The organism is Sphingobacterium sp. LZ7M1 (genome assembly GCF_024296865.1).
Taxonomy (GTDB): domain Bacteria; phylum Bacteroidota; class Bacteroidia; order Sphingobacteriales; family Sphingobacteriaceae; genus Sphingobacterium.
The window spans coordinates 1,718,798-1,741,291 of the sequence record NZ_CP101134.1 but is presented as its reverse complement, the minus strand read 5'-3'; the positions used below and the strand labels follow the sequence as shown (position 1 = coordinate 1,741,291).

The window sequence follows — 22,494 nt, the reverse complement described above, 5'->3', positions numbered from 1 at the left end:
TTGTAAATTAAGTTCTCAAAATATATCTGCTCGGCACTTATTTCAATTTTAAATAGGCAATTAATTCCTTTGCAGCCGCACGCCCCGCCCTATTTGCTCCAATGGTTGAAGAGGAAGGCCCATAACCAGTCAGATGAATTCTAGGGTCTTTTACCACTTGGGTCGCTAATTGACCGCCCATTTCAATTCCACCTTGCTCATTTTTTAACCCCAGAGGATCCAAATGGTCCAAGGAATGCCTAAAACCGGTATTCCAAAAGATAACATCAGCATCCATTTCGCTACCATCTTCCCACTTCACGCCATTTTCTGTTATCTCTTGAAACATGGGCTTCCTATCCAATACACCAGACTTCAACATATCCGCAATAGCCGGAGTGATCGGTAAGCCCGTGACAGAAACAACCGATTTTGGAGGCAATCCTTTCCGTACCCGTTCATCGACCATGGCCACCGCCTCTCGACCTAATTCTGGGTTAAATTCATAAGGCCGAAAATCAGGAGGCCTCCGTGTTACCCATGTAGTCTGAGTCACTTTGGAGAGCTCACCCAATAATTGTACAGCAGAAATCCCACCACCAACGACTATGACGTGCTTCCCTATAAATTCAGCAGCATTTTTATATTCACCGGTATGTAATTGCCTTCCTTTAAACTTATCCCAACCGGGATACTTCGGGCAATGTGGAGTCTTCCAGGTACCGGTCGCATTGATAATGCCTTTTGCTGAAAACTGCAGTCCATTGGTATGGATCAGAAACCTTCCATTTCGCTCCGTTACCTTCAATACATTTACTGGTCTGATTACAGGGAGATCAAAGGCCTTTTCGTACTTCTCATAATATTGGGGCAATGCAACATTGGCCCGCAATTGTTTATCATCGCGATTGACCGCTTCCGAAAAGGTCATCCCCGGCAGATCATTGATTCCATTCACATTGCTCAAGGTCAAGGAATCCCAGCGATGTTGCCATGCTCCACCGGAACCAAATTCATCATCCAATACTACAAATCCTTTCCCTGGCTCTAACCCTTCCCTTTTGAGGTGATAGGCCGCCGACAGACCTGCCTGCCCAGCACCGATGACTACAATGTCCACTTTATAGAAAACATCTAGTTTCCTTCCATCCGGAATTGGCGCCATAGCATTATCAGCCTTATTCTGTTTCTCCATACAGTATTTACAATAGTAAAAGACAATAGATTGTTTAACCTATAGCTAGTTTTTTTATATGATGAAATAAAATTATCAAAGATTCAGAAGAATGGTGTTTTTCAGGGTTTTTCCTGACATAATTATGGCTAATAAAATAGACCTTAGTCGAGACTCATTCGAGGCATATTCGAGAATGCTTCGGATAGAATATTAACTCTACCTTATTCATATTGCCAAAATTCGGAATATGTCTCGAATAAGACCAATAGGAAAATCAAGAATACTTTGAGATTAAAAATTTTGGCCATAAAAAAAGCTGGGTAATAAAACCCAGCTCTCCTTGTTGTATTTGAAATTGTTATTAAGAGACAAAGTTCATCCAATCGGAATCCATACCATATTCAACCAAAGGATTAGCGCTGTTTTTGCTAATGTACTGGCCATGGAACATCGTCAGATCCATCAAGATATGCTGACGGGTGATTTCTACTAATTCAGCATTGAAGCCTTCCATTTGAAGAACAAATTGGAAACTGATTACCCTAGCGATCATTCGACCAATGGTAACCATGTCGCGTTGGTTGATACCGGCTTCTAGGCTGAAGTTCAATTGTTCCTTGAAATATGGAGCACTCAGATTAGCATTAGGATAGGTTTTTAAGAATTCATATAGATTTGATTCTTTTGCTCTACGCATCATCTTGCTGATACCTTCAGCAATCTGTCCATATAGCATTTCATTAGATCCTTCGAATATCTGGAATGGGCGGCTATCCACCACTGATCGTCCAGCGATATGATCCAATCTATATCCATTTGCACCTGCTAATTGAAGGCTGATCTGTGCAGACTCTTGCATCAAGTCGGTAATCAAGGCTTTCAAGGTATTGGCTTCAATACTTAATCCTGAAAGGTCATTTTCAATACCACTGGTTGCTACTGAATAAGCACACATACCTGAGCAGATGGCAAAGGCTGCCTGGATTCTTGAAATTTGATATTTTACAGAATCAATGTTGATCAATGGGCTTCCACTGACAATCCTGTTTTGGCAATGTTGCAGAGATTCATCAAGTAGACGCTTGATAAAACCTAAGCCCATACCTGGGAATTGCAATCTACTTCTGTGAAGCATGTCCAGCATCAATTTAATTCCTGTACTTTCTGGTGTTAATTTTTGATCTTCCGGTAAAACTACATCAATTTGATTGACGCCATAAGGAATTGCATACAAACCAAGGTTGTTATAGCGCTCCAGCATAGGGATATGTTGTTCAGGATTGCTGTTATCCGTCACGAAAAAATCAATGTCGCGGGTCAACTCACCGGTTGGGGTGAGTTTGCGGGCAGTAACTAACCAGAAATCAGCAGCACCGCTAAGTCCTTGCCAATGTTTTTCACCTTTGATCTTATAGGAGTTGCCGATTTGATCGTAAGCCGTTTTCATATTTAATGCATCGCTACCGTAGGCTTTCTCGGTTATCATTAAACCTCCCATGGCATTGTTCTCTATGAATTCCTTAAATACGCGTTCTTGCACAGCATAATTTCCGTACTTGGCAACAGGCTCCAGGAACAAAGCGATATTGATACCGAACATTAAGGAAAGTGCCAGAGATTCATACGAAGCGGCAGACAGAACTCCTAAACATTCTTTTACCGATACGCCTCTTCCTCCGTGCAATTTAGGAATAGCCACCGCCAGAGGTTTTTTCTTCATGATCTCTGCTAGAAACTCTGCAGGAAAATCACGTTTCAAACTAATGGATGAATAATCAAATTCTTCTCTGAATAGGTGGTATAAGTGTTTTCTGAATGATGAAATATAGTTTTCAAAATCTATATTTTCTATAACTCCGTTCATGCTATTTTTTTATTTACAATGTATAGTGAGCAATTCATAGGTCCGCCTTTTTGAGTTGAACAAATTGGCTATTATAAAACTCAATTGTAAAATTAGAGGGAAATCAAGAAAATATCTATGAGGATTTCGTTTATATTTAGGACAAATCGTGCATAAAAACCATTCTGCGCTAATTTATCGTTTTGCGATATTCAGTTGGAGAAATTCCTACGATCTTTTTAAACAGACGGGTAAAATAAGATGGATCTTCAAACTCCAATTCATAGGCGATACTGGCCACACTTTTATTGGTTTCCAACAGCATTAACTGGCTATGGATTATGGCAACTTCAAGAATGAGCTGTTTTGAGGATTTCTTGAACACCGAAGAAACACATCTATTCAAATAGTTTACGGAGACAGCTAACTTATCTGCATAAAAATTAACGGACTTTTCCTTATTATAATGTAAATGAACCAGTTGTTTAAATGATATAGCAATTTCCTGTCGCCTTCCCAAGGATTTATTGGAGGCAGAAATCTTGATAATCTTTAACATTACGGTCTTAAAAATACTTTCATAGTATTCCTTATAGGGTTTTTCCGTATAGATTTCCTCATATAGCAAATCCAGAAGTCCGTTCAATTCTTCATTATCTATCTTACTGAGATTCAATAAAGGTGAGATGGTGAAAATATTGAGGATTTCTTGTTCCCTGAACAAGGATGTCATAGCCTGCTCCTTGATCAATACACAATATCCCTGAGCGGATTTATCTACCGAATCAATAGCAGAAATATTACCATAATTGGAAATTAGCACAGAAGGTGCCTGTACCATAAATGAAGTAGATTCAATCTGATGTTTGAAATAACCTTGATTAATATAAATAAGGAGATTATAGCCGAAGAAAATAGGTGGAATCGGGGTTTTCAGATAAGGTGCTATATCACGTAATGGAAAGATCTTGATAGGCGTTTGTATATAGGTCAGGTGTTTAAGGCTCCCTCCCATAAACTTCTCGACGAACTCATCAGCGCTGATTTTATTCTTTTCCATACCTTATTGCATCTCGATATTACAAACTTAATAAAATTGATTGAGGATGCCGATTTTCAATATATGCTACATTTTGCCCAGAATATGTTAAATTAGAGAAAAGGCAAATAACTGACCTAAACCCATAAATACCTACCCTATGAAAAGAAGAACCTGGATACAGTCTGCAGGATTAATGATTGCTGGTTTAACCATGCAGGAAAACAGGGCATATGCCGTCCTAAATGAGACCAACACAGATGGATTAGCATCAAAATATCTAGCTACAGATGACCGAGCCTATTGGGTTTCCATTTTGAGCAAAATGGCAAGTCCTATTTTGGAGAACATCAGTAAAGGCACTTTCCAGAAAAACATGCCCATGGTCGTATCTGAATCTTTTGATGGGCGAAATCCAAAGGTTGGGTATTTGGAGGCCTTTGGCCGATTGATGGCCGGCATGGCTCCTTGGTTGGGATTGAAAGACGATGCTTCTGAAGAAGGTCAACTTCGAAAAAAATATAGGGAACAAGCCCTACTCGGTATACAACATGGGTTTGATCCCAGTTCGCCCGATTATTTTTCTTGGCGTGGAAAAGAAGGTCAGACCTTGGTAGATGCTGCCCATTTAGCATTAGGGTTTTTAAGGGCTCCACAAGCCTTATGGGAACCCCTTCCTGACAAGACCAAACAACAGGTCATTGAGGAGCTGAAATACATACGCTGGATAAAGCCGGGGCAAAACAATTGGCTGTTGTTTTCATCGATTACGGAAACCTTTCTGTACAGCATTGGTGTGGAACCCAATCGGGAAAGCATAGATTTAGCCATCAATAAATTTGACCATGATTGGTATGTTGGCGATGGTTGGTACTCAGATGGAAACCACTTTGCATTTGACCATTACAATGGCTACATCATCCATTGCATGCTGGTTGAAACCTTAAAACATAACCTGAAGGCTGGGAACTACCAAGAGAAGTATGAACGTGCATATAAGAGAATGCAACGATATGCCCAGCACCTGGAAAGAATGATTTCTCCGGAAGGTTATTTTCCAATTATCGGACGAAGTTCAACCTATAGGAATGGAGCTTTCCAACCTTTGGCACAAGTAGCATTGGACAAGAAACTTCCAGAACACCTATCGTATGGCCAAATCCGAAATGGATTGACAGCCATCCTGAAAAACATTTACAAGCATGATCTTTATGATCAATATGGTTGGTTGATTTTGGGATTTACTTCCACAGATCAGGGGAATATGGCTGACACATATACCAATGCCGGATCATTATATGAAGCATCCCTTTCCTTCTTACCATTGGGCTTACCAGCAGATGATGAATTCTGGACTTCTAAAAGTGAAGAGTTGACCTCACAGCGAGCTTTTTCCGGAAAAAAGTTTCCAAAAGACTATCAAGTAAAATATTAATTTAAATCTGAAAATAAATGCAATTTTCTCATTATATTCAAATCAATTATTATGGACCACAAATAATTACTAATTTTGAAACAGTTTTTCAAGTAAGAAAGTAATGAACATAGAAAATAAGATTAATGTGCTGTATTTGGATGATGAAGAGAACAATTTATTTTCTTTTAAAGCCACGTTCAGGTTTAAATACAATGTATTTACTGCCTTAACGGGAGCTGAAGCATTGGATATTATTCGTAAAAATGATATCCAGATCATTATTACTGACCAGCGAATGCCTGAAATGACCGGGGTGGAATTCTTGGAAAAGGTTATTGAAATCAAACCTGACCCTATGCGAATCCTGTTGACCGGTTATACGGATATGGGTGCAGTGGTCGATGCCATTAACAAAGGCAAAATCTTCCACTACCTGAACAAGCCTTGGCGCGAAGAGGAATTGACCGAAACCATCTCAAGAGCTTTTGAAATCTATCAGAACAAGAAAAATATTATCGATCAAAAGTCTAAACTGGAGATCTCAAACGAACAATTGGAGTTTTTACTTCGTCAAAAACTATTGTCCTAAAATTCCAATGACTATTCCTTAGAAGGAATAGTCACTACAAATTTAGATCCGTTCTCTGGTTCTGAATCTACGGAAATCCCGCCTTTAAGTTTCTGCACAGCAGTCTTCACATTATATAATCCAAAGCCCATCCCTTCAGCCTGATCGCTAGCGCGGAAAAACAACCTAAAGATATCGTTGATCGAAGACTCTGAGATTCCAATTCCATTATCCGTTACGGTTATTTTTGCATGACCATTTTCAGTTTCTGCCTTCAATTTCACCCATTTATCCAGAGAGTCTAATTTTTGGTACTTTATCGCATTGGAAACCAAATTGTGTATGATCAATTCCAAGATGGATTTATCATTGATGAACGTGTTTTCTTGGTCGACTTCAAAGCTGATCTCTACGCCCGAGTTTTGGCTGTACATTTTATAAAAGTCAAGAATATCTTCGAAGATGGAATTGAAATCAATTTTGGAAAGGTTGAGCTCTCCCCTTCTCAACAGATAATAATCTCGAAGGCTGTTGATATAGTCCTCTAGTTTAACAATGGAAGTTTTCATGAGGTTCAGGATTTCATGAACCTGCTCGACACTCTTGAAATCCAAAGCAATCCGAATAGCACCAAGCACCCCTGCAAGTGGATCGCGTAAATCATGGCTAACGCTATAGGCAAATTTATCAAGCTCCTCATAAGCTTTCTGAAGCTCCATATTGCGCAAATCCAACAAAGAATTTGTTACATAAAACTTATTGGCCTCTTCGATACAGGAAATAATCTCAGCTTCTTCCCAAGGTTTTTTGATAAACCTGAAGATATGACCGCGGTTAATGGAGTCAATTACCGTATCCATGTCTGCAAAAGCGGTGATCAAGACCCGCATAGGCTTCGGAAATTCCTTTTTGATCCTGCTGAAGAAATCAATTCCATTCTCTCCGGGCATCTTTTGGTCACAAAAGATTACCCTGATATTGGGATTGGTCATTAAAATATTTTCTGCATCCGTAGTATTGCTCGCAATATGAATATCGTAGTGAAACCTCAATGCCGCTTTAAATCCTACCAAATTATTGTACTCATCATCAATGTACAACACCTCAAAATTCTTATCCATACTATTACCTTTTAGTGTGACCTAAAAAACCTTTATTTTAATCTTTACCTTATTGTTTGATTGGCAAATGGATATCAAAAGTGGTTCCCTCTCCGACCGTGGATTGCAAACCAATTCTTCCATTATGTCTTTCAATTGTTTTATAAGCAATTGACATCCCTAGACCTGTGCCTTCACCAACATCCTTTGTTGTAAAAAATGGTTCAAAGATACGTCCGATGACCTCTGGAGGGATCCCCGTACCGTTGTCCATAATACTGATTATTACTTTTGACAAATCCTCGTCAAGTTTTGTTTCGATCTTGATTTCTCCACCCGCATTTCCATTGAATTTCTTTTCAACGGCGTAGATGGCATTGGAAAGTATATTCATGAAAACCTGGTTCAGTTTACCCGCATAACATTCCACCATGGGAATGCTATGGTAATTTTTGATGACCCTAATCCGTTCTTTGGTCATTGGATTCAAGATGACCAAAGTGGAATCCAGGCATTCATTCAGATCGGCACGCTTCAGCGTATCTTCATCAATCCTGGAAAAAATCCGTAAGCTCCGGACTATTTCAGCTGTCCGTTCTGCTCCTTCTTGGATACCCTTCAACAAGAAATTGATTTCCGATTTCAGATAGTCAACATCGTTGATATTCTTGATATTTTGGATTTTCTCCTGTTTCTCTTCCAGTTGCAGGTCGTTATCCAATGCTATCATTTCAATTTGATCGATAATATCCCAGAGGATTCCAACATCGCGGCGAAGTGGAGATACATTGGAGGTCACAAAATTGATCGGATTATTGATCTCATGGGCTACACCGGCCGTTAACTGACCTAGAGAGGCCATTTTCTCAGATTCCACCAGCTGGGCTTGGGCATCTTTCAGGTTTGACAAGGTTAAGCTCAGCGATTTATTGGACTCTTGGAGTTCTTCCGTTCTTTCACGGACCTTCTGTTCCAAAATCACATTCTGTTCACGGATTAGCTTTTCATTTTCTTGGGAAATAGCCAATTCACGGACCTGTAATTCCAACATCTCCTTGCGGTAAGTATTGATCTTATCGGCCAATGCAAAAGATAGCAAGAGCGCTTCGATAACAGAACCTATCTGTACGGACCGAGCCGTGAAAACGTTGGTTGGCAGCACGCCATAATCCTTAAGAACAAAGACCAATACACTGATCAGAAAGATACACCATGCAAAGAGGAAAAACTTGGTCTGGCTATATTTTCTTCGCGATAACTCAAAGGCAAATATGAGGACGATGGCAGCTCCACCACCCGCAACCAGGTTTACGATTCTATATGCAGGGATAATATAGCCTATCAACAACAATAGGATGGCAAAGAAATAACCAAATAAAAAAACGTTCAGTAATTTATTGAAGCCCCTTGCTTCTACGGAAGTGTGCAGGAAAGACTTGACAAAAAGAATGGCACCGATACCTGACATGGCGCCTGAAAACGTTAACAATCTTGATGACAGCCATTCACTGCGAATGGGGAAAACTCTTTCAAATAGCCCCAATACCGCCATTTGGGCCACAAAGACCCAAAAAATATAGTTCACATAGCTTAAATAATGCTTTTCCCCAGTTGCAACATATAGAAACGCATTATAGAGCACTAAGGACAACATCAGTCCTATGTAGATGGCTGAAAGGATATCTTCTTTCTGCAGGAAATTAAAAAGTCCTGTTGGCGTATGGATGGACAGCGGAACAATGACTTGGGTTTCGCTCTGCAACTTCATATAGCAGACTGCTTTCTCTCCTTTTTTGAGATGGAGATCAAACAGATAGAATTGATGGGAATATTTTCGATCGCTATAACCTTGTTTTAAGTTATATCCAACACTGTCTATTTGGGAATTGATAATGCTGTAAAATTTCACTTCCGCAATATTAGGTTGGGATAGGTCTACGATCAAGCGATCCTCATCAGAATTATTGACGATTTCAAATTTGATCCAATGGGGTTTCTTGACGATCCCGAGGTTAGGGACCTCAGTTTCACATTTAGAAAAAAGGTTTGGATGTGCTAAGACATCATTAAAAGAAACTGACTCCCCATTTTCTTCATAGAGAGATAAATACTTTCCAATATTTTTGACATCCTTCCCATTAAAGTAAATGACACTATCTGTCGATGCCTTAGCTTTAGGGCTAAAAAGACAGCATAAAATCATAGTTAGAAATAACAAATACCTTAACATCGCTGATGTGTTAATTAACAGGGTTTGCACTTAATATTTTCTCCAAATCCACGTAATACCTTCCAGATTTCAGATCTTGACCGAGCAGAAGTTTTCGCGAAGCCCAAGCAGAAATACCACCGCCCAACACGACTTCGGAAGCCAATTGTGGCCAAGATTTCAGGGATTTACCCAGTTCAGGAAGCGATTGTTTCATCCTTTCAGATAGCTCTTTGGCATTGACAATCTTCATCAACAGCCCCATCCGCTCATTCTTGTCCAAAGCTTGGATTTCATCAACCGTTATATCACCAACAAGTCCATGGAATATTTTCAGTTCAGGAAATACATCAAACCTTTCTATGTCCAGCATTGCTCGGTCATTGGTTTCCATAATTACCGGAATTCCTAGCTCTTTAGCGCGGATCCTGCTTTCGACCTTCACCTCAAAATTATCACAGACCTCGATCAGCAAGTCCAGTTTTTGACTCCCCAGAAGAAATTCTTGATAATTCTCCTCATGGATCCCTTCGGGATATATCTCCACTTCCAGATAGGGATCGATTTCTGCAATTTCCCTTGCTGCCAGGACAACCTTGGGAATCCCCAAGCTGAACACTGGTGCTCTTAACCTATTCAAATTGCTAAGATCCAGATCGTCAAAATCGGCAAGCTTTAACTTGCCACAACCTCTTTCCATAGCAATGGTAATAGCCACAGATTGACCAACTGAAAGTCCGATAATACCAATTGTCTTATTCGACAGAAGCTCCTGCTCTGCTTTTGATATTTTAAGTTGATTGCGGTTTGTTCTTACTTCGATAAATTCTTCACGTTCCAAAACGTGCACTAAGGTTTTTCTCCACGGATAATAAACCCAGGCACCCAACTCTTCCATAGGTCGTTGATTACTGATTAAACCAACAAATTGCAGAAATTGTTCTTCGTTTGTAGAAAAAGTAGGATTTCGGCAAATAAAAAGATCCCTTAACTGCCGTTCGAATTGATCATGCACAAATACGATTTCCTGTTTATCCAGCAATTCTTGGATGGCCACTGCATCCGCAGGTTTGGATTTGTCAAAAAATATAGGTTTGTATAAATAGTTGTTTTTGGTAGCGTGATTGTCTTGCATAGTTTTTATAGAATTACAATATCGTCGGGACTCTTACCATCATCAATAGACCTTGGTCCATTTGCCATATTGATAATTTTTTGAAGGTCCCAACCTTGCAGGTTATTAAGGCTTAGATCGTAATGGATTTCAATCTCCTTGGATCGGAGGACCTCTATCCGAGGACCTACAGCCATATCCCGCAGGGCAAGAATGGCATTACGATCTTCTTCGGAGGCTGTAGGAACATTAAGTACATCATCCAAAACCATCGTTGTGGCCAAGAGATCTAATTTCGGGTAATAAAATGTACCGTTATTTCCTACTCCAAATTCTTGTCGATAACCTACTGCTTTTGTAAGATTGATGGTATAGGGTGCGCAAAGTGCAAATAAGGTTTTCAGTCCGATCCGAGGTGCGATGGCAATTGCCGCTCGGGTAAGGAAAATACTTCCGATTCCATAGCCAGCAATTTCACGGGAGTTCCATAGTCCACAGCCTTCCCCTGTTCCCTCTTGAGCGTATGACCAGACAAGGTCAAATATTTTGGGATCCATCATTCCGGTGGCTTCTTCGATTGGAAGAGGTTGAGTACCACCAGCAACATGTATACGCGCCCCACCATAAACGTTTGCACCATCTAGAGATTCTACAATTAAAACAAAAGATGCGGGATTAAACATCCATTCGTCCTTGGATGAGGTTACTTTTTTAACACCTATAGAGGTTAGCACGTGTTCATGCCCTTTGATAAATCGTAAACATGTTTCAGGGTCATCTATCGCTCTAAACGCCCTTAATCTGACAACAGGTCTACCATTTTTTAAAATTAATGTCACTTTTCTGTCGGCTATATTTAATAAATAAAATAAAATTTATTTTAAAGCTAATATTACCTAATGTTGACTAAATGCCAATCTGCATAATAGTTAATTTCTGGACAATATTGGCTTTATTAAAACCAATTTTGTTAATTGAAAAATTACCTTAATTCTATAGATATCAATTGAACAAAAGATTGCCCACTGATAAACTTGGTTTGGTTTTTCCATGCTTGAACAAACTGAATTAATGAATTTTTGCGTCGCAAAGGTAGCATGATATTGGATTGAAAAAAGACATATTTTAAATTGATTAGTTAATTATATTAAACCTATTTTAATATCTTATATCCAAGAAATATTTTAGCATCCTACTTTCGCACAATAATCCATTTTGCCATGCACTAATTTCAATCTCTTCCTGGTCTTTCGATTACAGATTTTTAAATAAAAATATTTACAAAACCTCTAATTAAGAACGAATTACCATTATTCAGATTTATTAATTGAATTTATTAATAGTAAGTGTTACAGTACAAATAAGTACTTAGGTTAACAGGAGCAAGTTAGCACTTTTTTTAATTTTATTTAATAAATTTTTAACCATCCTGTATCGATTTTAAGAAATTTTCATTAAAATAGGAACAGAAATTTCTTTATCTTTACATCATTTCAAGAATGAATATTCTTGCAGGCCGTAAAGTATTAACAGAAAGCACTATCTATTTATCATTTTCAGCCCTTCAAGCTGACCATTATTTTCAATATGGAACTTCCCTTAGTGTCTGATGAATTAAAGCAATTGAAACAAAAACTGGAAGATTTTGACTCCTTAGTATCCTCTATAGATGATATTATATTTGAAATCAGGGATGATGGTGTCATATTGAACTGTTGGACATCTACCCCGGAACAGCTCTTCTATGAAAAGGAATTTATTGTCAATAAATCCATTGCTGATCTTTTCCCACAAGAATTTTCCGAAACCCTCACATATATCCTGAACAAATCCTTCAAGAGAAGGACTGGCTACGTGTTGAAATACAAATCGCCCTATGATTCAAATCCCGACCAATGGTTTAAGTTGAAGACCAAGATCATCAATAATAAAACTGATCGGTTGACAGTGGTGGTGACCAATATTACCAGAGAACAAAGGCTGGAAGCCGAGATGCAGATCAAGGAGGAGAAATTCAATCGTGCTTTCAAGAATTCTTCTATCGGTATGCTGCTGTTGAACCGTTCGCTGAAGGTCATGGAATACAACCAAGAACTGCAAAGCATATTGGGCTATACCATTGCTGAGGAAATGTTGGAAAAACCCATATCAGAGTTCATCCATGAAGAATCACTCGATTTGGTGACAACAGCCACAAAACAGGTGAAGTCTGGTGAAATGGAAAAAGCCATTATAGAAGCCCGTTGTATTGCCAAAGAAGATAAATCTTTTTATTGCCTGATCAATATTTCATCTGTTCGCGATATGACTGGAAAATTAGTCTATTTCCTTTGTCAGATACAAGATCTATCGCTTTTCAAGAACAATGAGATTAAGCTTAACCAACAGAACGAACTCTTGGAAAAAAGGAACTACGAACTGAAAGTTCGAGTAAATCAATTAGAAGCTTACAATCAGATCCTAACGCATAACCTCAGGACCCCGATCAGTAATATCAACATGATCATCGAGCAATTGAGTCTTGAAACTGATGAACATGAGAAGCAAGTCCTGACCAAATTATTGAAAAAGAGCAATTTCAAATTCCTAAAACTGTTCGATAAACTGATTGAAACAGTGGAAATACAAAATTCTAACGACTCTCTTTTCAAGACCTCAAATATGGACGAAATATATCAAAATTTGACCAATCAGTTTCAGTCCAAAATCGACAGTAAAGAACTTCAGTTGGATTGCCATTTTGAAATAATAGAAATTGCCTTCCCCCGCTATCTATATCTACAATATCATGCATTATCTGATTAATGAAAGCCTGAAACTGAATTCTTCCGGAAAGAAAGTCACGATAAAAATTTGGACAGAAAGAAAGGAAGATTTTATTGTGATAAAAATTGAAAACGACTGTGAATCACAACGTTGTTTTGGGATTGAAAAAGATCTGGAATCAACAGATGAGGATATTGATGAAAACTCATTATTGGATCTGCATTTAGCTAAACAACAGATCTTAAATTTCGGCGGAAATATCAATATCTCTAGGAATGTTGACTTCGGAAATCAGGTAACCATAAACTTACCCTTAGCAAATTAACGTTTTACCATGAAGGAAACATTGAGGATAACTCTTGTGGATGATGATTCTATTTTCTGTTTTCTATTCAAGAAATTCCTTGAAAAGTACGACAAAAAACAGATTGAACTGAGCATCTTCCCTGATGGATATACTGCAGCTGAGTTTTTCAGAAAGAACAAATCCAACAAAGAAAGTTATCCCCATGTCTTGTTTATAGACATCAATATGCCCTTAATGAATGGCTGGGAATTGATGACGAGCATACAAGAAGAAAACCTATTCGAAGATCAAGAGGTAAGCATCTTTATTATTAGCTCTTCTATCTGTAAATCAGACCGATATAAAAGCAATAACGGTAATCAATACATTGAGTACCTGACTAAGCCCATTTCCCATCAAACTCTTTTTCAAGTTTTGGATAGCTTACAATCCTAAATAACCCGACAATTTTTAAAGTGCTGAAAAATCAGCATTAGGACGAAAGTACTTTTAAGGAAAGTGTTAATTTTCTACTACCATTTTGTTTCGAACAAAGAAAATAAAATAAAAAAATAACAATTTTACTTAATAAGTTTAACTTTACTTGAATCATTTTAATTAAAACAAACAATGCAAGGCAATACTATTTTCAAAATAAGTAGTAAGATCAAGGAAATCAGAAAAAACAAGGGTATTACGATCCAAGAGCTTGCGAACAAGGCTGGAGTGAGCAAAGGGCTAATTTCACAGATTGAAAACAATAGGACTATACCTTCACTTCCGGTATTAATCAATATCATCAGCTCTCTTGAAATTGACATGAACCAGTTTTTTGAGGATTTCTCAGGTCCCAAGGAACCAGGTCCAGTCATTCTACTCAAAAAAGAAAACTATTCTTCGTTAATATTGGAGAAAGGATCAGGTTCTCTATACAAAAGAATTACCGATCAAGATCTAGGAGAAAGCAATATGAGTGTTGTTTTGTTAGAATTAGATCCTTACAAAGAAGAATCCATAGTGCAACAGGATGCCTACATTTTTAAGCATATTATCAATGGGAAAGCAGCGATACATTTAAGAAATCAGGTAATAGAACTAGAAACTGGTGATTCCATATTTCTTGATGGAAATATGATTCGTTCCACAAAAAATGAAAATGACGAGAAATGCATTATCTTGATCACCTATTTCTTTCCTAGTAAATCTTAGTCATTAATTTCCATTAAACCCAAAACAGGTATGTCCTATCGTTCTTTTGGGTTTAATATTGTATGGTATCAGACTCAAGAAACGGTAATTCATAGTTACCGGTGTCTAACCTGGAATTCCCATTCCCCTTTAAGTTATCTGCATTTAATTTAACTCCACTTTGGAAGGCATAGATGTCCTTCAGTGACTTGATCGAGCTGAGCTGTTGCACTCCCTTTTCGGTAACCTTTGTTCCTACGATATTGAGATAGGCCAACTGTGGAGCAGACTTCAAGATTTCCATTCCTTTGTCGGTAACTCCGGTATGTTCCAAATGCAGACGGACCAGGTTTGGCAATGAAGTCAAAAGTTTCATGCCTTGATCCGTTACTTTGGTATGCCCAAGTTTCAACTGTACAATATTTTCTTTGATATGCATCAGATCTTCAATATCCTTATCGTTGAGCTCTGGATAATTAATGGCATTGATTGTCACATAGTTGTTTTCCGTAGCTACCGGAAGGACCTTTATCCCTTTAGCCTGCCAAGCCTCCAATCGTTCTTCTGGAAGGTCTGGAGCTTCTGGTAGGTTGGCATACAACATTGGTGATTCAGTGGGTTCAGCCGGACTTTCCAGCTTTTTAAGGATTGCTGCTATTTCCTGCCCTTGATCCACTTGCTTTACCTTTTTATCAAAAGCCAGTCCGCTATCAATCCACCAAGCAATTAGCTTGATCTGATCGTTTGTAATAGGTTTCCTACCTTTTGGTGGCATCCTATCCTCATGGCCTTCTGGTAAGATAAGTCGCCTATAGAGTTCACTTTTATCCTTGTTCCCTGCTTCCAACAAAGATCCTGATTCACCGCCTTTCAGTAGGCTTTCCTTGTTATGTAAGGAGAATTCACCTTCCTGTTTCTTTTCACCATGGCAACTCTGGCACCTAGCCTTTAGTATAGGTTGGATGACCTGTCCATAGACTTCAGCTTCCTGAACGTTCTCCAGTACCATAATCTCTTCCTCCTTGTCCTCGATGCCCAATGCGGCTTTTATATCCGAAGGAATTGCATCCTTGATATAACCTTTACCATGGGTTAATGTCCCACCAAAATGACCTGTAAATCCCAATAGAACGACCATCAGCAACAGGATCACAAAACGTTGAGCCTTCAACTTTCCCAGAATCCCCTGCGCTGTATTTCCGTCACGGTAGAGCCAATAGCTCAGCAAAGACAATAGGGCAACTGAGATCCCTAGCCATTGGTGGAAATCTAGGACATCATCCTCATAGCCTCCATCCTTGGACAGCAAGAACCCCGTAACCGCAGCCAATACAGCAGCAAAAGCCCCCAACAATAGCGAAAACCTAATCGCTGAACCATACTCAACAGTTTTCTTGACCTTTTCGAAAGCTGCCATTGCAAAGGCTAGCACAAGCATTCCGATTGGCAGATGGACTAGGATTGGGTGGAAACGACCGAAAAAGGAGGCCAATTCTTCTAGAAACTTCATAAGGAGCTATATCTTTTCTTCAGGAGATCCAACATAAATTTATTTACAGACCATTGATCGGCAACAGGTTGTTGGGTATAAGGCAAGGTGGGCAAATAACCCGATGGACCAAATTCCATGCACATGGTCAGCGTAGACTTACCTTGCTTTTTATGCCGATCAACGATGGCATCCCACCATGCCAAGTGTTGGTCCAGGGCAGCTTTCCATTCAGGGGCTGCCGGATCGTTCACCTGAGCGCCCTGCTGATGCCCAACTCGTGTATGGATATGTCCGGTTCTCGAAAGGGCAAGTTCCACTGCCTCTTTTTGGTCCGAAAGCAAGGATTCATGGACGACACACCAATGGGATATATCCAAGGCTAGGGTCAATTCAGGTATCTTTTCAAGATATTCTTTGGTAATATTAGCTGCAAAACTGAACCGTCCACGATGCGTCTCATGGTAAATCGGTATTCCTGATTGCTTGCTCATCCCATAGGCAAGCAAGATCAGCTTCTTGTTTTCCTCAAAACTGTAATACTCTTTTCCTGTATGGCAATTGATATAATCCGGCTTTAGTTTAATAGCTTCCTTGAGGTTATTCTCAAAACTGCCCATATAGGCTGTAAAGTCACTTCCACCCCCTCCAGCGAGCAGCCCCAAGGAAAGTCCATTTTCCTTCAGCGCTTTTAGCATAGCAGTCCTTTCAGCCTGCCCACTTGGCAACCAAGTCTCCACGCCATCATATCCAGCCGCCTTCACTTTCTTACAGAAGTCGGCCCAGCTATCAGTCATGCCCCAGTTTGTACAATAATATTTGATGGTCGGTCCCTTTTCCGTCTGTGCAAACAGAAAATTCATTTGACAGACCAGAATGATCAATAGCCTAAAAAGGTTCTTCATATATTGTTTAGATAATATCTTTGATTACGGTCCCTTCCACATCGGTCAGCCTAAACGGCCGTCCTTGGAATTCATAGGTAAACTTTTCATGGTCAAACCCTAGCAAATGCAGCATGGTCGCATGTACATCATGTACTGAAGATCTTCCACTAATTCCCGTAAACCCAATTTCATCCGTTTCACCATAGCTGACCCCATTGCGGATACCACCACCGGCCATCCAGATAGTATAAGCATCGGTATGGTGGTCACGTCCAAGGAAAGGCATATCGTTGTTGTCACGGTTTTCCTGCATCGGGGTCCTTCCGAACTCGCCACCCCAAACTACCAAGGTCTCTTCCAGCAAACCACGTTGCTTGAGGTCCATGATGAGTGCAGTCATCGGGCGGTCAATCTCGCGGCATTTGTTGCGAAAGCCGAGGTCAATGGAATCAGAAGGATTGGTACCATGGCTATCCCAGCCCCAATCGAAGAGCTGAACGAACCGAACCCCCTTCTCCACGAGCTTACGTGCCAGCAGACAGTTATTCGCAAAAGACTCCTGCCCTGGTTTAGTGCCATAGAGTTCGTGTATATATTCCGGTTCATTGTTGATGTCCATCACCTCAGGAACTGCTACCTGCATTTTATAGGCCATCTCATATTGTGCTATCCTGGACAGGGTCTCAGGATCTTTGAACGTTTCGTACTCCTCCTTGTTCACCTGATTGATGGCATCTATGGCGTTCCGCTTGAGGTCGCGGTCCATCCCTTCCGGATCGGCAATATAGAGCACCGGGTCACCTTTAGACCTACACTGCACCCCTTGGTACACTGAAGGCAGGAAGCCACTGCCCCAAACACTTTTCCCCGCATCTGGAGTCTTCCCCCCAGAAGTCAGCACTACAAATCCCGGCAAATTGCTGTTCTCCGAACCCAGGCCATAGGTTACCCAAGAGCCGATGCTCGGACGTCCTAATCGGGCACTTCCGGTATGCATGAACAATTGGGCCGGACCGTGATTAAACTGGTCGGTATGTACAGCCTTCAGGAAACTCACCTCGTCGACCACCCTGCTAAAGTGTGGGAGATGATCCGAAACCCAAGCTCCGCTCTGTCCATATTGCTTAAAAGTTGCCTGCGGCCCCAACATTTTGGGAACACCACGGATAAAAGCGAAGGTCTTACCCGCTAACAAAGATTCTGGGCAAGGTTGGTTATGAAGTTTCTGCAAAGCAGGTTTATAATCAAAAAGCTCCAATTGGGACGGCGCTCCGGCCATATGAAGATAGATTACGTTCTTGGCCTTTCCGGCAAAGTGAGGGGCCCGGGGCAGCAAAGGATTCAAGGAATTGAGGTCAATGCCTTCAGCATTTGCAGAATTTCCAGAACGCATACAACTTGCCATCATTCCCCCAAGGGCGATGCTTCCAATCCCAGCAACACATTTCTTAAGGAAATGTCGCCTAGTCTCTGCCTGCAACTGCCTATGGTAGGCCTCTTTCATTAGCTTATCAAAGTCTTTCATGTCCTTAAGATTTAGTCAAAAATTCATCTAGGTTCAACAGAGCGTTCGCTACCAAGGTATATGCAGCATCACTGATCAGCTCTTTACTGTTAGGCGAAACATGGTCCTTGCCCATGAACTTTTCCGCCTCAGCTGGTCGCTTTTCAAAATTATCATAGGCTTGCGCATAGAGTTTCTCTAGTGCAGCCAATTTATCGGCGGAGAGATCCCTGAACATCGTATGCCGGTATCCAGCCGCTATCCCTGATTTCAGGTCTCCATTAGATTCTTTTTTCATAATTGCGGCGAGGTTCTTCGCTGCCTCTATATAAACCGGGTCGTTCAATGTCGTCAATGCTTGGAGCGGAGTATTCGTCCTGATTCTGTCCACGAGACAGACTTCCCTACTCGATGCATCAAAGGAAATAAAGGAAGGATAAGGACTGGTCCGTTTCAGGAAGGTATAGATTCCTCTTCTGAATTGGTCTTCACCCTCACTTTTCTTCCAGGCTTCGCCACTGTACACCGACATCCAAACTCCATCTGGTTGATGCGGCATCACGCTTGGTCCAAACATCTTGCCACTCAGCAACCCACTTACCGTCAGCGCTTGGTCACGGATCTGTTCTGCAGAAAGTCTAAAACGTGGACCTCTTGCCAAGTAATAGTTCTCCGGATCCTTTTTGGCATCCTTGCTATCCAGGCTGGATGACTGTCTATAGGTTGAGGAAAGAACGATATCCTTGACCAAGGACTTCATGCTCCATTCCTTTTCATGCATCAGATCCAAGGCAAGGTAATCCAGCAATTCCCTATGGATCGGTGGATTGCTCTGGGTTCCCATATCCCCCAATGGTTCTACCAACCCTCTACCGAACAGCTGCGCCCATACCCGGTTTACCAGCGTCCTTGCCGTCAGCGGATTATCTTTGGCAACCAACCACTGTGCAAAGCCCAATCGGTTGTTGGGAGCTCCTTTCGGAAATGGGTTCAATGCTTCCGGTACTTTGGGCTCCACCACATCCCCCGGCGCCAAACGGTTTCCACGTTCAAATATCTTGGTGGTCCTTTTCATGTCCTCAGGGTTCTCGATCATGATCGGAACACTGGAAGGATTAGTATTGACCAATTGCAATATACTTTTTTGAATATGCTCCGCACCAGGCGCCTTCATGTCAGGAAATGGCTCCCGAAAAGCCAACCATTCCACCATGCACACCGGTTCATCCTTCCCTAATTTGGGATTGGTAAATACCAGGTAAAGATCATGTCGGCCTTGGGTAGCGGCTATCGGAGCCTGTATCACCTGTCTTCCCTGTGTACTTGGAAGCTCAATACTGGCGATGGATTCTCCAGCTAAACTGTCCTTACGGATTTCCAGCCTTCCACCTGTATTTCCAGTCCAATAGTTCAGGTAGATCAACTTCTTTCCATCCAGTTGGATGTTCCTCATTCTGGCATTTCCACCACTACGCACCCCTAACCATTTAGTATCGTATAGAGCGGCATTGTTCAGTTGATCTGTATAATGAGCATGTATCTTAGGTTCAAGGCTTTTTAAGAAAAGGTCCGTCGAATGCAGCAGCTTCTCATTGCCATATTGGGTCAACCAAGTCTTGATGCTATCAATTTTATGTTGCTCCTGTTCGCCATAAAAACGCAGTCTCGGATGATCCCCTTCGGTATCTTCATCTCGCGTATTGTTAAAAAAGGCGACGGATTTATAATATTCCTCAAATTTGAAGGGATCATAGGTATGGCTATGGCATTGCACACATTCAAAGGTCGTACTCAACCAAACCTGATAGGTTGTATTTACACGGTCCAGGACCGCAGCAACCCTAAACTCCTCACTGTCTGTACCACCCTCATCATTATTCATGGTATTCCTGTGGAATGCCGTAGCAATCAGTTGGTCCTTGCTAGGTTCAGGCAACAGGTCTCCGGCAAGCTGTTCTATACTGAACTGATCATAGGGCATGTCCTTGTTGAAGGCTCGGATCACCCAGTCCCTATACTCCCAGATCTGCCTGGACATATCCTTTTCATAGCCTTTGGTATCAGCATATCTGGCCATATCGAGCCACCAGGAGGCCCATTTCTCGCCATACTGCTGCGAATTGAGCAAGCTATCCACCCTTATTTCGTAGGCGTCGTCGCGATTATCATTTTTAAAGGCTTCTACCTCCTCAAGGCTTGGCGGAACACCGACCAGGTCCAGATAAACCCTTCTCAAAAGAGTTTCTCGGGCAGCTTCTTCCGAAGAAGAAAGTCCCTGATCATCCAATTTATCTTTAATGAAATAGTCTATGTTATTGTTAATCCCTTTTGGCTTGAAACCAAAAAGGGAGGCGAATGAAAAGGATTTAGGAACCTCCACTTCTTCAGGCAGCTCATATGCCCAATGCTTGCCCCATTTAGCCCCTTGGTCTATCCATTTACGCAGGATATCGATTTCACTGTCATCCAATTTTGCGGCATTGTAGGGCATGCGCAATTCAGGATCCTCTTCGGTCAGGCGTTTGATCATGTTACTGTGCTCGGCATCACCGCGGATGATTGCGGGCTCACCTGACTTCGCATTGGCAAAGGCTTCCTCTTCGAAAAGAAAACTCAGGTCGCCATTTTTTTTCACCCCACCATGGCATGAAATACAATGCTTGTTCAGGATGGGCTTAACATCTTTGCTGAAATCCACTTCTTCACTGTTATGTACAGTAAAAAAACCGACGGTCAACACCAGAACAGCCAAAGCAGAAAAAACCAATATTTTTCTTCTCATTGCAGATTTATATTACGCTTAGTTATAGGTTTATTGCGTTCATACATAGCCCATAAGCAGGATTATGTATCCATACGTAAAATTAGCATAGAATGTATACACAATCTTACTCAAGATTGATGGATACTAAGCTTTTTTTAACTCGGTATTTATATTTTATAATAAAATACAAATACTTATGTATGGTTAGGTTTATAAATAAAACACGTTGAATAAGTTATTTATCTAATAAATCTACTAAAAAAAATGATATTGGAATTGTATAAATTTTGAGACTGAAAAGTCTAAAGGAACCTTTAGACTTGAAATATATGTATAGACTTACTCTATCTTTTGCCCTCGCACCTCTTTCAGCATCATTTGCATCGCTTGGGCATCACTGCTGATCCAATTTTGATAGTCCAAAATTGCTTTCTGTCTTAATTCTTCCGTAACATACTGTTCTTCAACAAGCTGCTTTGAACTGGCTACTTTGATCCAGATCCCCAATTTATCTTCAAAATCATCTTGATCTTTCAGATAGGTCTCATTGGACTCCCGGACTTCAATGTTCCTTAATCCATTCTCATTGAAAATTATGGGCAAGCATTCCGCCATGCGGTTATTCATTCCATTATCTGATCTCCACTTCAACCATGAACTGTAATAGTTGGCCATGCTTTCCGGGATTTTAGGGTTCCACTCAATGTCTTCATGGATATAGTCCAAAACAGAAAGTATCCCATTAGGTTTCAGGAATGTTATCATTTGTCTAATGGCTTCATTTGGTTTGGATAACCATTGTAATGTCCTGGCAGAAACAACCAAATCAAATTTTTCTGTATTTGAATAATCAAAAATATCGGCATGTACTAATTTAAGGTTGTCCAGCTCTGCATAATTCCGCTTCCCAGATTCAATAAAATCACGGGTATTGTCTATACCGATCACTTTTCCAGTGGGTCCTACCAGTTCTGCGATGCCCTTACTAATCGCTCCTGTACCGCAGCCTACATCCAAAACCGACATTCCGGGCTTTATTATTCCCATGATGCTGTGGTAATCTTTTTGTACGGTCCGGCTATCAAAAATCTTATCTGCTGCTTGCTCTGAACGATCGACGAATTTCTGCATAATTTCATTTAATTTAGGCTCTGTAAATTATGA

The 22,494-nt window shown here is 40.6% G+C and carries 18 protein-coding genes; 6 read left to right on the top strand and 12 right to left on the bottom strand.

Annotated elements, in window-relative coordinates:
- Positions 1 to 37 precede the first annotated feature (37 nt).
- The 3 genes from NMK93_RS07470 to NMK93_RS07460 form a co-directional block, all read right to left on the bottom strand.
- Positions 38 to 1,174 (bottom strand): NAD(P)-binding domain-containing protein, encoded by a 1,137-nt coding sequence (locus NMK93_RS07470; RefSeq protein ID WP_237219488.1) that lies wholly within the window; start codon positions 1,172 to 1,174, stop codon positions 38 to 40.
- 343 nt (positions 1,175 to 1,517) lie between these two features.
- On the bottom strand, positions 1,518 to 3,020 hold the full coding sequence (locus NMK93_RS07465; RefSeq protein WP_254529173.1) for an acyl-CoA dehydrogenase family protein: 1,503 nt from the start codon (positions 3,018 to 3,020) through the stop codon (positions 1,518 to 1,520).
- A gap of 169 nt (positions 3,021 to 3,189) precedes the next feature.
- A complete protein-coding gene (locus tag NMK93_RS07460; protein WP_185217043.1) occupies positions 3,190 to 4,059 on the bottom strand; it encodes an AraC family transcriptional regulator in 870 nt (289 codons plus the stop codon).
- A 139-nt stretch (positions 4,060 to 4,198) separates the two neighbouring features.
- Here NMK93_RS07460 and NMK93_RS07455 point away from each other — a divergent pair, with 139 nt between their 5' ends.
- The gene (locus tag NMK93_RS07455; protein ID WP_254529172.1) at positions 4,199 to 5,473 is read left to right on the top strand and encodes a DUF2264 domain-containing protein; all 1,275 of its coding nucleotides are present in this window, start codon (positions 4,199 to 4,201) and stop codon (positions 5,471 to 5,473) included.
- A gap of 103 nt (positions 5,474 to 5,576) precedes the next feature.
- Positions 5,577 to 6,044, top strand: a complete 468-nt coding sequence (locus tag NMK93_RS07450) for a response regulator (protein ID WP_185211707.1) — start codon at positions 5,577 to 5,579, stop codon at positions 6,042 to 6,044.
- 11 nt (positions 6,045 to 6,055) lie between these two features.
- On the opposite strand, the gene NMK93_RS07445 is transcribed toward NMK93_RS07450, so the two are convergent.
- The 4 genes from NMK93_RS07445 to NMK93_RS07430 are packed head-to-tail and all read right to left on the bottom strand — an operon-like array spanning position 6,056 to position 11,285.
- Complete coding sequence (locus NMK93_RS07445; protein WP_185211706.1) at positions 6,056 to 7,144, bottom strand: hybrid sensor histidine kinase/response regulator; 1,089 nt, start codon at positions 7,142 to 7,144, stop codon at positions 6,056 to 6,058.
- 49 nt (positions 7,145 to 7,193) lie between these two features.
- Entirely contained in the window at positions 7,194 to 9,326 is a 2,133-nt protein-coding gene (locus NMK93_RS07440) for a 7TM diverse intracellular signaling domain-containing protein (RefSeq protein WP_254529171.1), read from the bottom strand.
- 37 nt (positions 9,327 to 9,363) lie between these two features.
- Positions 9,364 to 10,467 carry a ThiF family adenylyltransferase gene (locus tag NMK93_RS07435; protein ID WP_254529169.1) on the bottom strand — a complete coding sequence of 368 codons (1,104 nt, stop codon included), beginning with the start codon at positions 10,465 to 10,467 and terminating at the stop codon, positions 9,364 to 9,366.
- Between the two features lie 5 nt (positions 10,468 to 10,472).
- Positions 10,473 to 11,285, bottom strand: coding sequence for a hypothetical protein (locus NMK93_RS07430; RefSeq protein ID WP_185211703.1), 813 nt, complete (start codon positions 11,283 to 11,285; stop codon positions 10,473 to 10,475).
- Between the two features lie 748 nt (positions 11,286 to 12,033).
- Between NMK93_RS07430 and NMK93_RS07425 the strand changes: the two genes are divergently transcribed.
- The 4 genes from NMK93_RS07425 to NMK93_RS07410 all read left to right on the top strand — a co-directional run bounded on the left by NMK93_RS07425 (position 12,034) and on the right by NMK93_RS07410 (position 14,707).
- Entirely contained in the window at positions 12,034 to 13,251 is a 1,218-nt protein-coding gene (locus NMK93_RS07425) for a PAS domain S-box protein (protein WP_254529168.1), read from the top strand.
- A complete protein-coding gene (locus tag NMK93_RS07420) occupies positions 13,235 to 13,537 on the top strand; it encodes a hypothetical protein (protein ID WP_254529166.1) in 303 nt (100 codons plus the stop codon). The genes NMK93_RS07425 and NMK93_RS07420 overlap by 17 nt, the downstream gene beginning before the upstream one ends.
- 9 nt (positions 13,538 to 13,546) lie before the next feature.
- Positions 13,547 to 13,954, top strand: coding sequence for a response regulator (locus NMK93_RS07415; RefSeq protein ID WP_185217047.1), 408 nt, complete (start codon positions 13,547 to 13,549; stop codon positions 13,952 to 13,954).
- A gap of 174 nt (positions 13,955 to 14,128) precedes the next feature.
- Positions 14,129 to 14,707 carry a helix-turn-helix transcriptional regulator gene (locus NMK93_RS07410; protein ID WP_254529164.1) on the top strand — a complete coding sequence of 193 codons (579 nt, stop codon included), beginning with the start codon at positions 14,129 to 14,131 and terminating at the stop codon, positions 14,705 to 14,707.
- 52 nt (positions 14,708 to 14,759) lie between these two features.
- On the opposite strand, the gene NMK93_RS07405 is transcribed toward NMK93_RS07410, so the two are convergent.
- From NMK93_RS07405 to NMK93_RS07385, 5 genes are all read right to left on the bottom strand, one after another.
- Entirely contained in the window at positions 14,760 to 16,196 is a 1,437-nt protein-coding gene (locus NMK93_RS07405; RefSeq protein ID WP_254529162.1) for a c-type cytochrome domain-containing protein, read from the bottom strand.
- On the bottom strand, positions 16,193 to 17,080 hold the full coding sequence (locus NMK93_RS07400) for a sugar phosphate isomerase/epimerase (protein WP_254529160.1): 888 nt from the start codon (positions 17,078 to 17,080) through the stop codon (positions 16,193 to 16,195). The genes NMK93_RS07405 and NMK93_RS07400 overlap by 4 nt, the downstream gene beginning before the upstream one ends.
- A gap of 7 nt (positions 17,081 to 17,087) precedes the next feature.
- Positions 17,088 to 18,587 (bottom strand): DUF1501 domain-containing protein, encoded by a 1,500-nt coding sequence (locus NMK93_RS07395; protein WP_254529159.1) that lies wholly within the window; start codon positions 18,585 to 18,587, stop codon positions 17,088 to 17,090.
- 4 nt (positions 18,588 to 18,591) lie between these two features.
- Entirely contained in the window at positions 18,592 to 21,348 is a 2,757-nt protein-coding gene (locus tag NMK93_RS07390) for a DUF1553 domain-containing protein (RefSeq protein WP_254529158.1), read from the bottom strand.
- 321 nt (positions 21,349 to 21,669) lie between these two features.
- Positions 21,670 to 22,461, bottom strand: a complete 792-nt coding sequence (locus NMK93_RS07385) for a trans-aconitate 2-methyltransferase (RefSeq protein WP_254529157.1) — start codon at positions 22,459 to 22,461, stop codon at positions 21,670 to 21,672.
- Positions 22,462 to 22,494 lie beyond the last annotated feature (33 nt).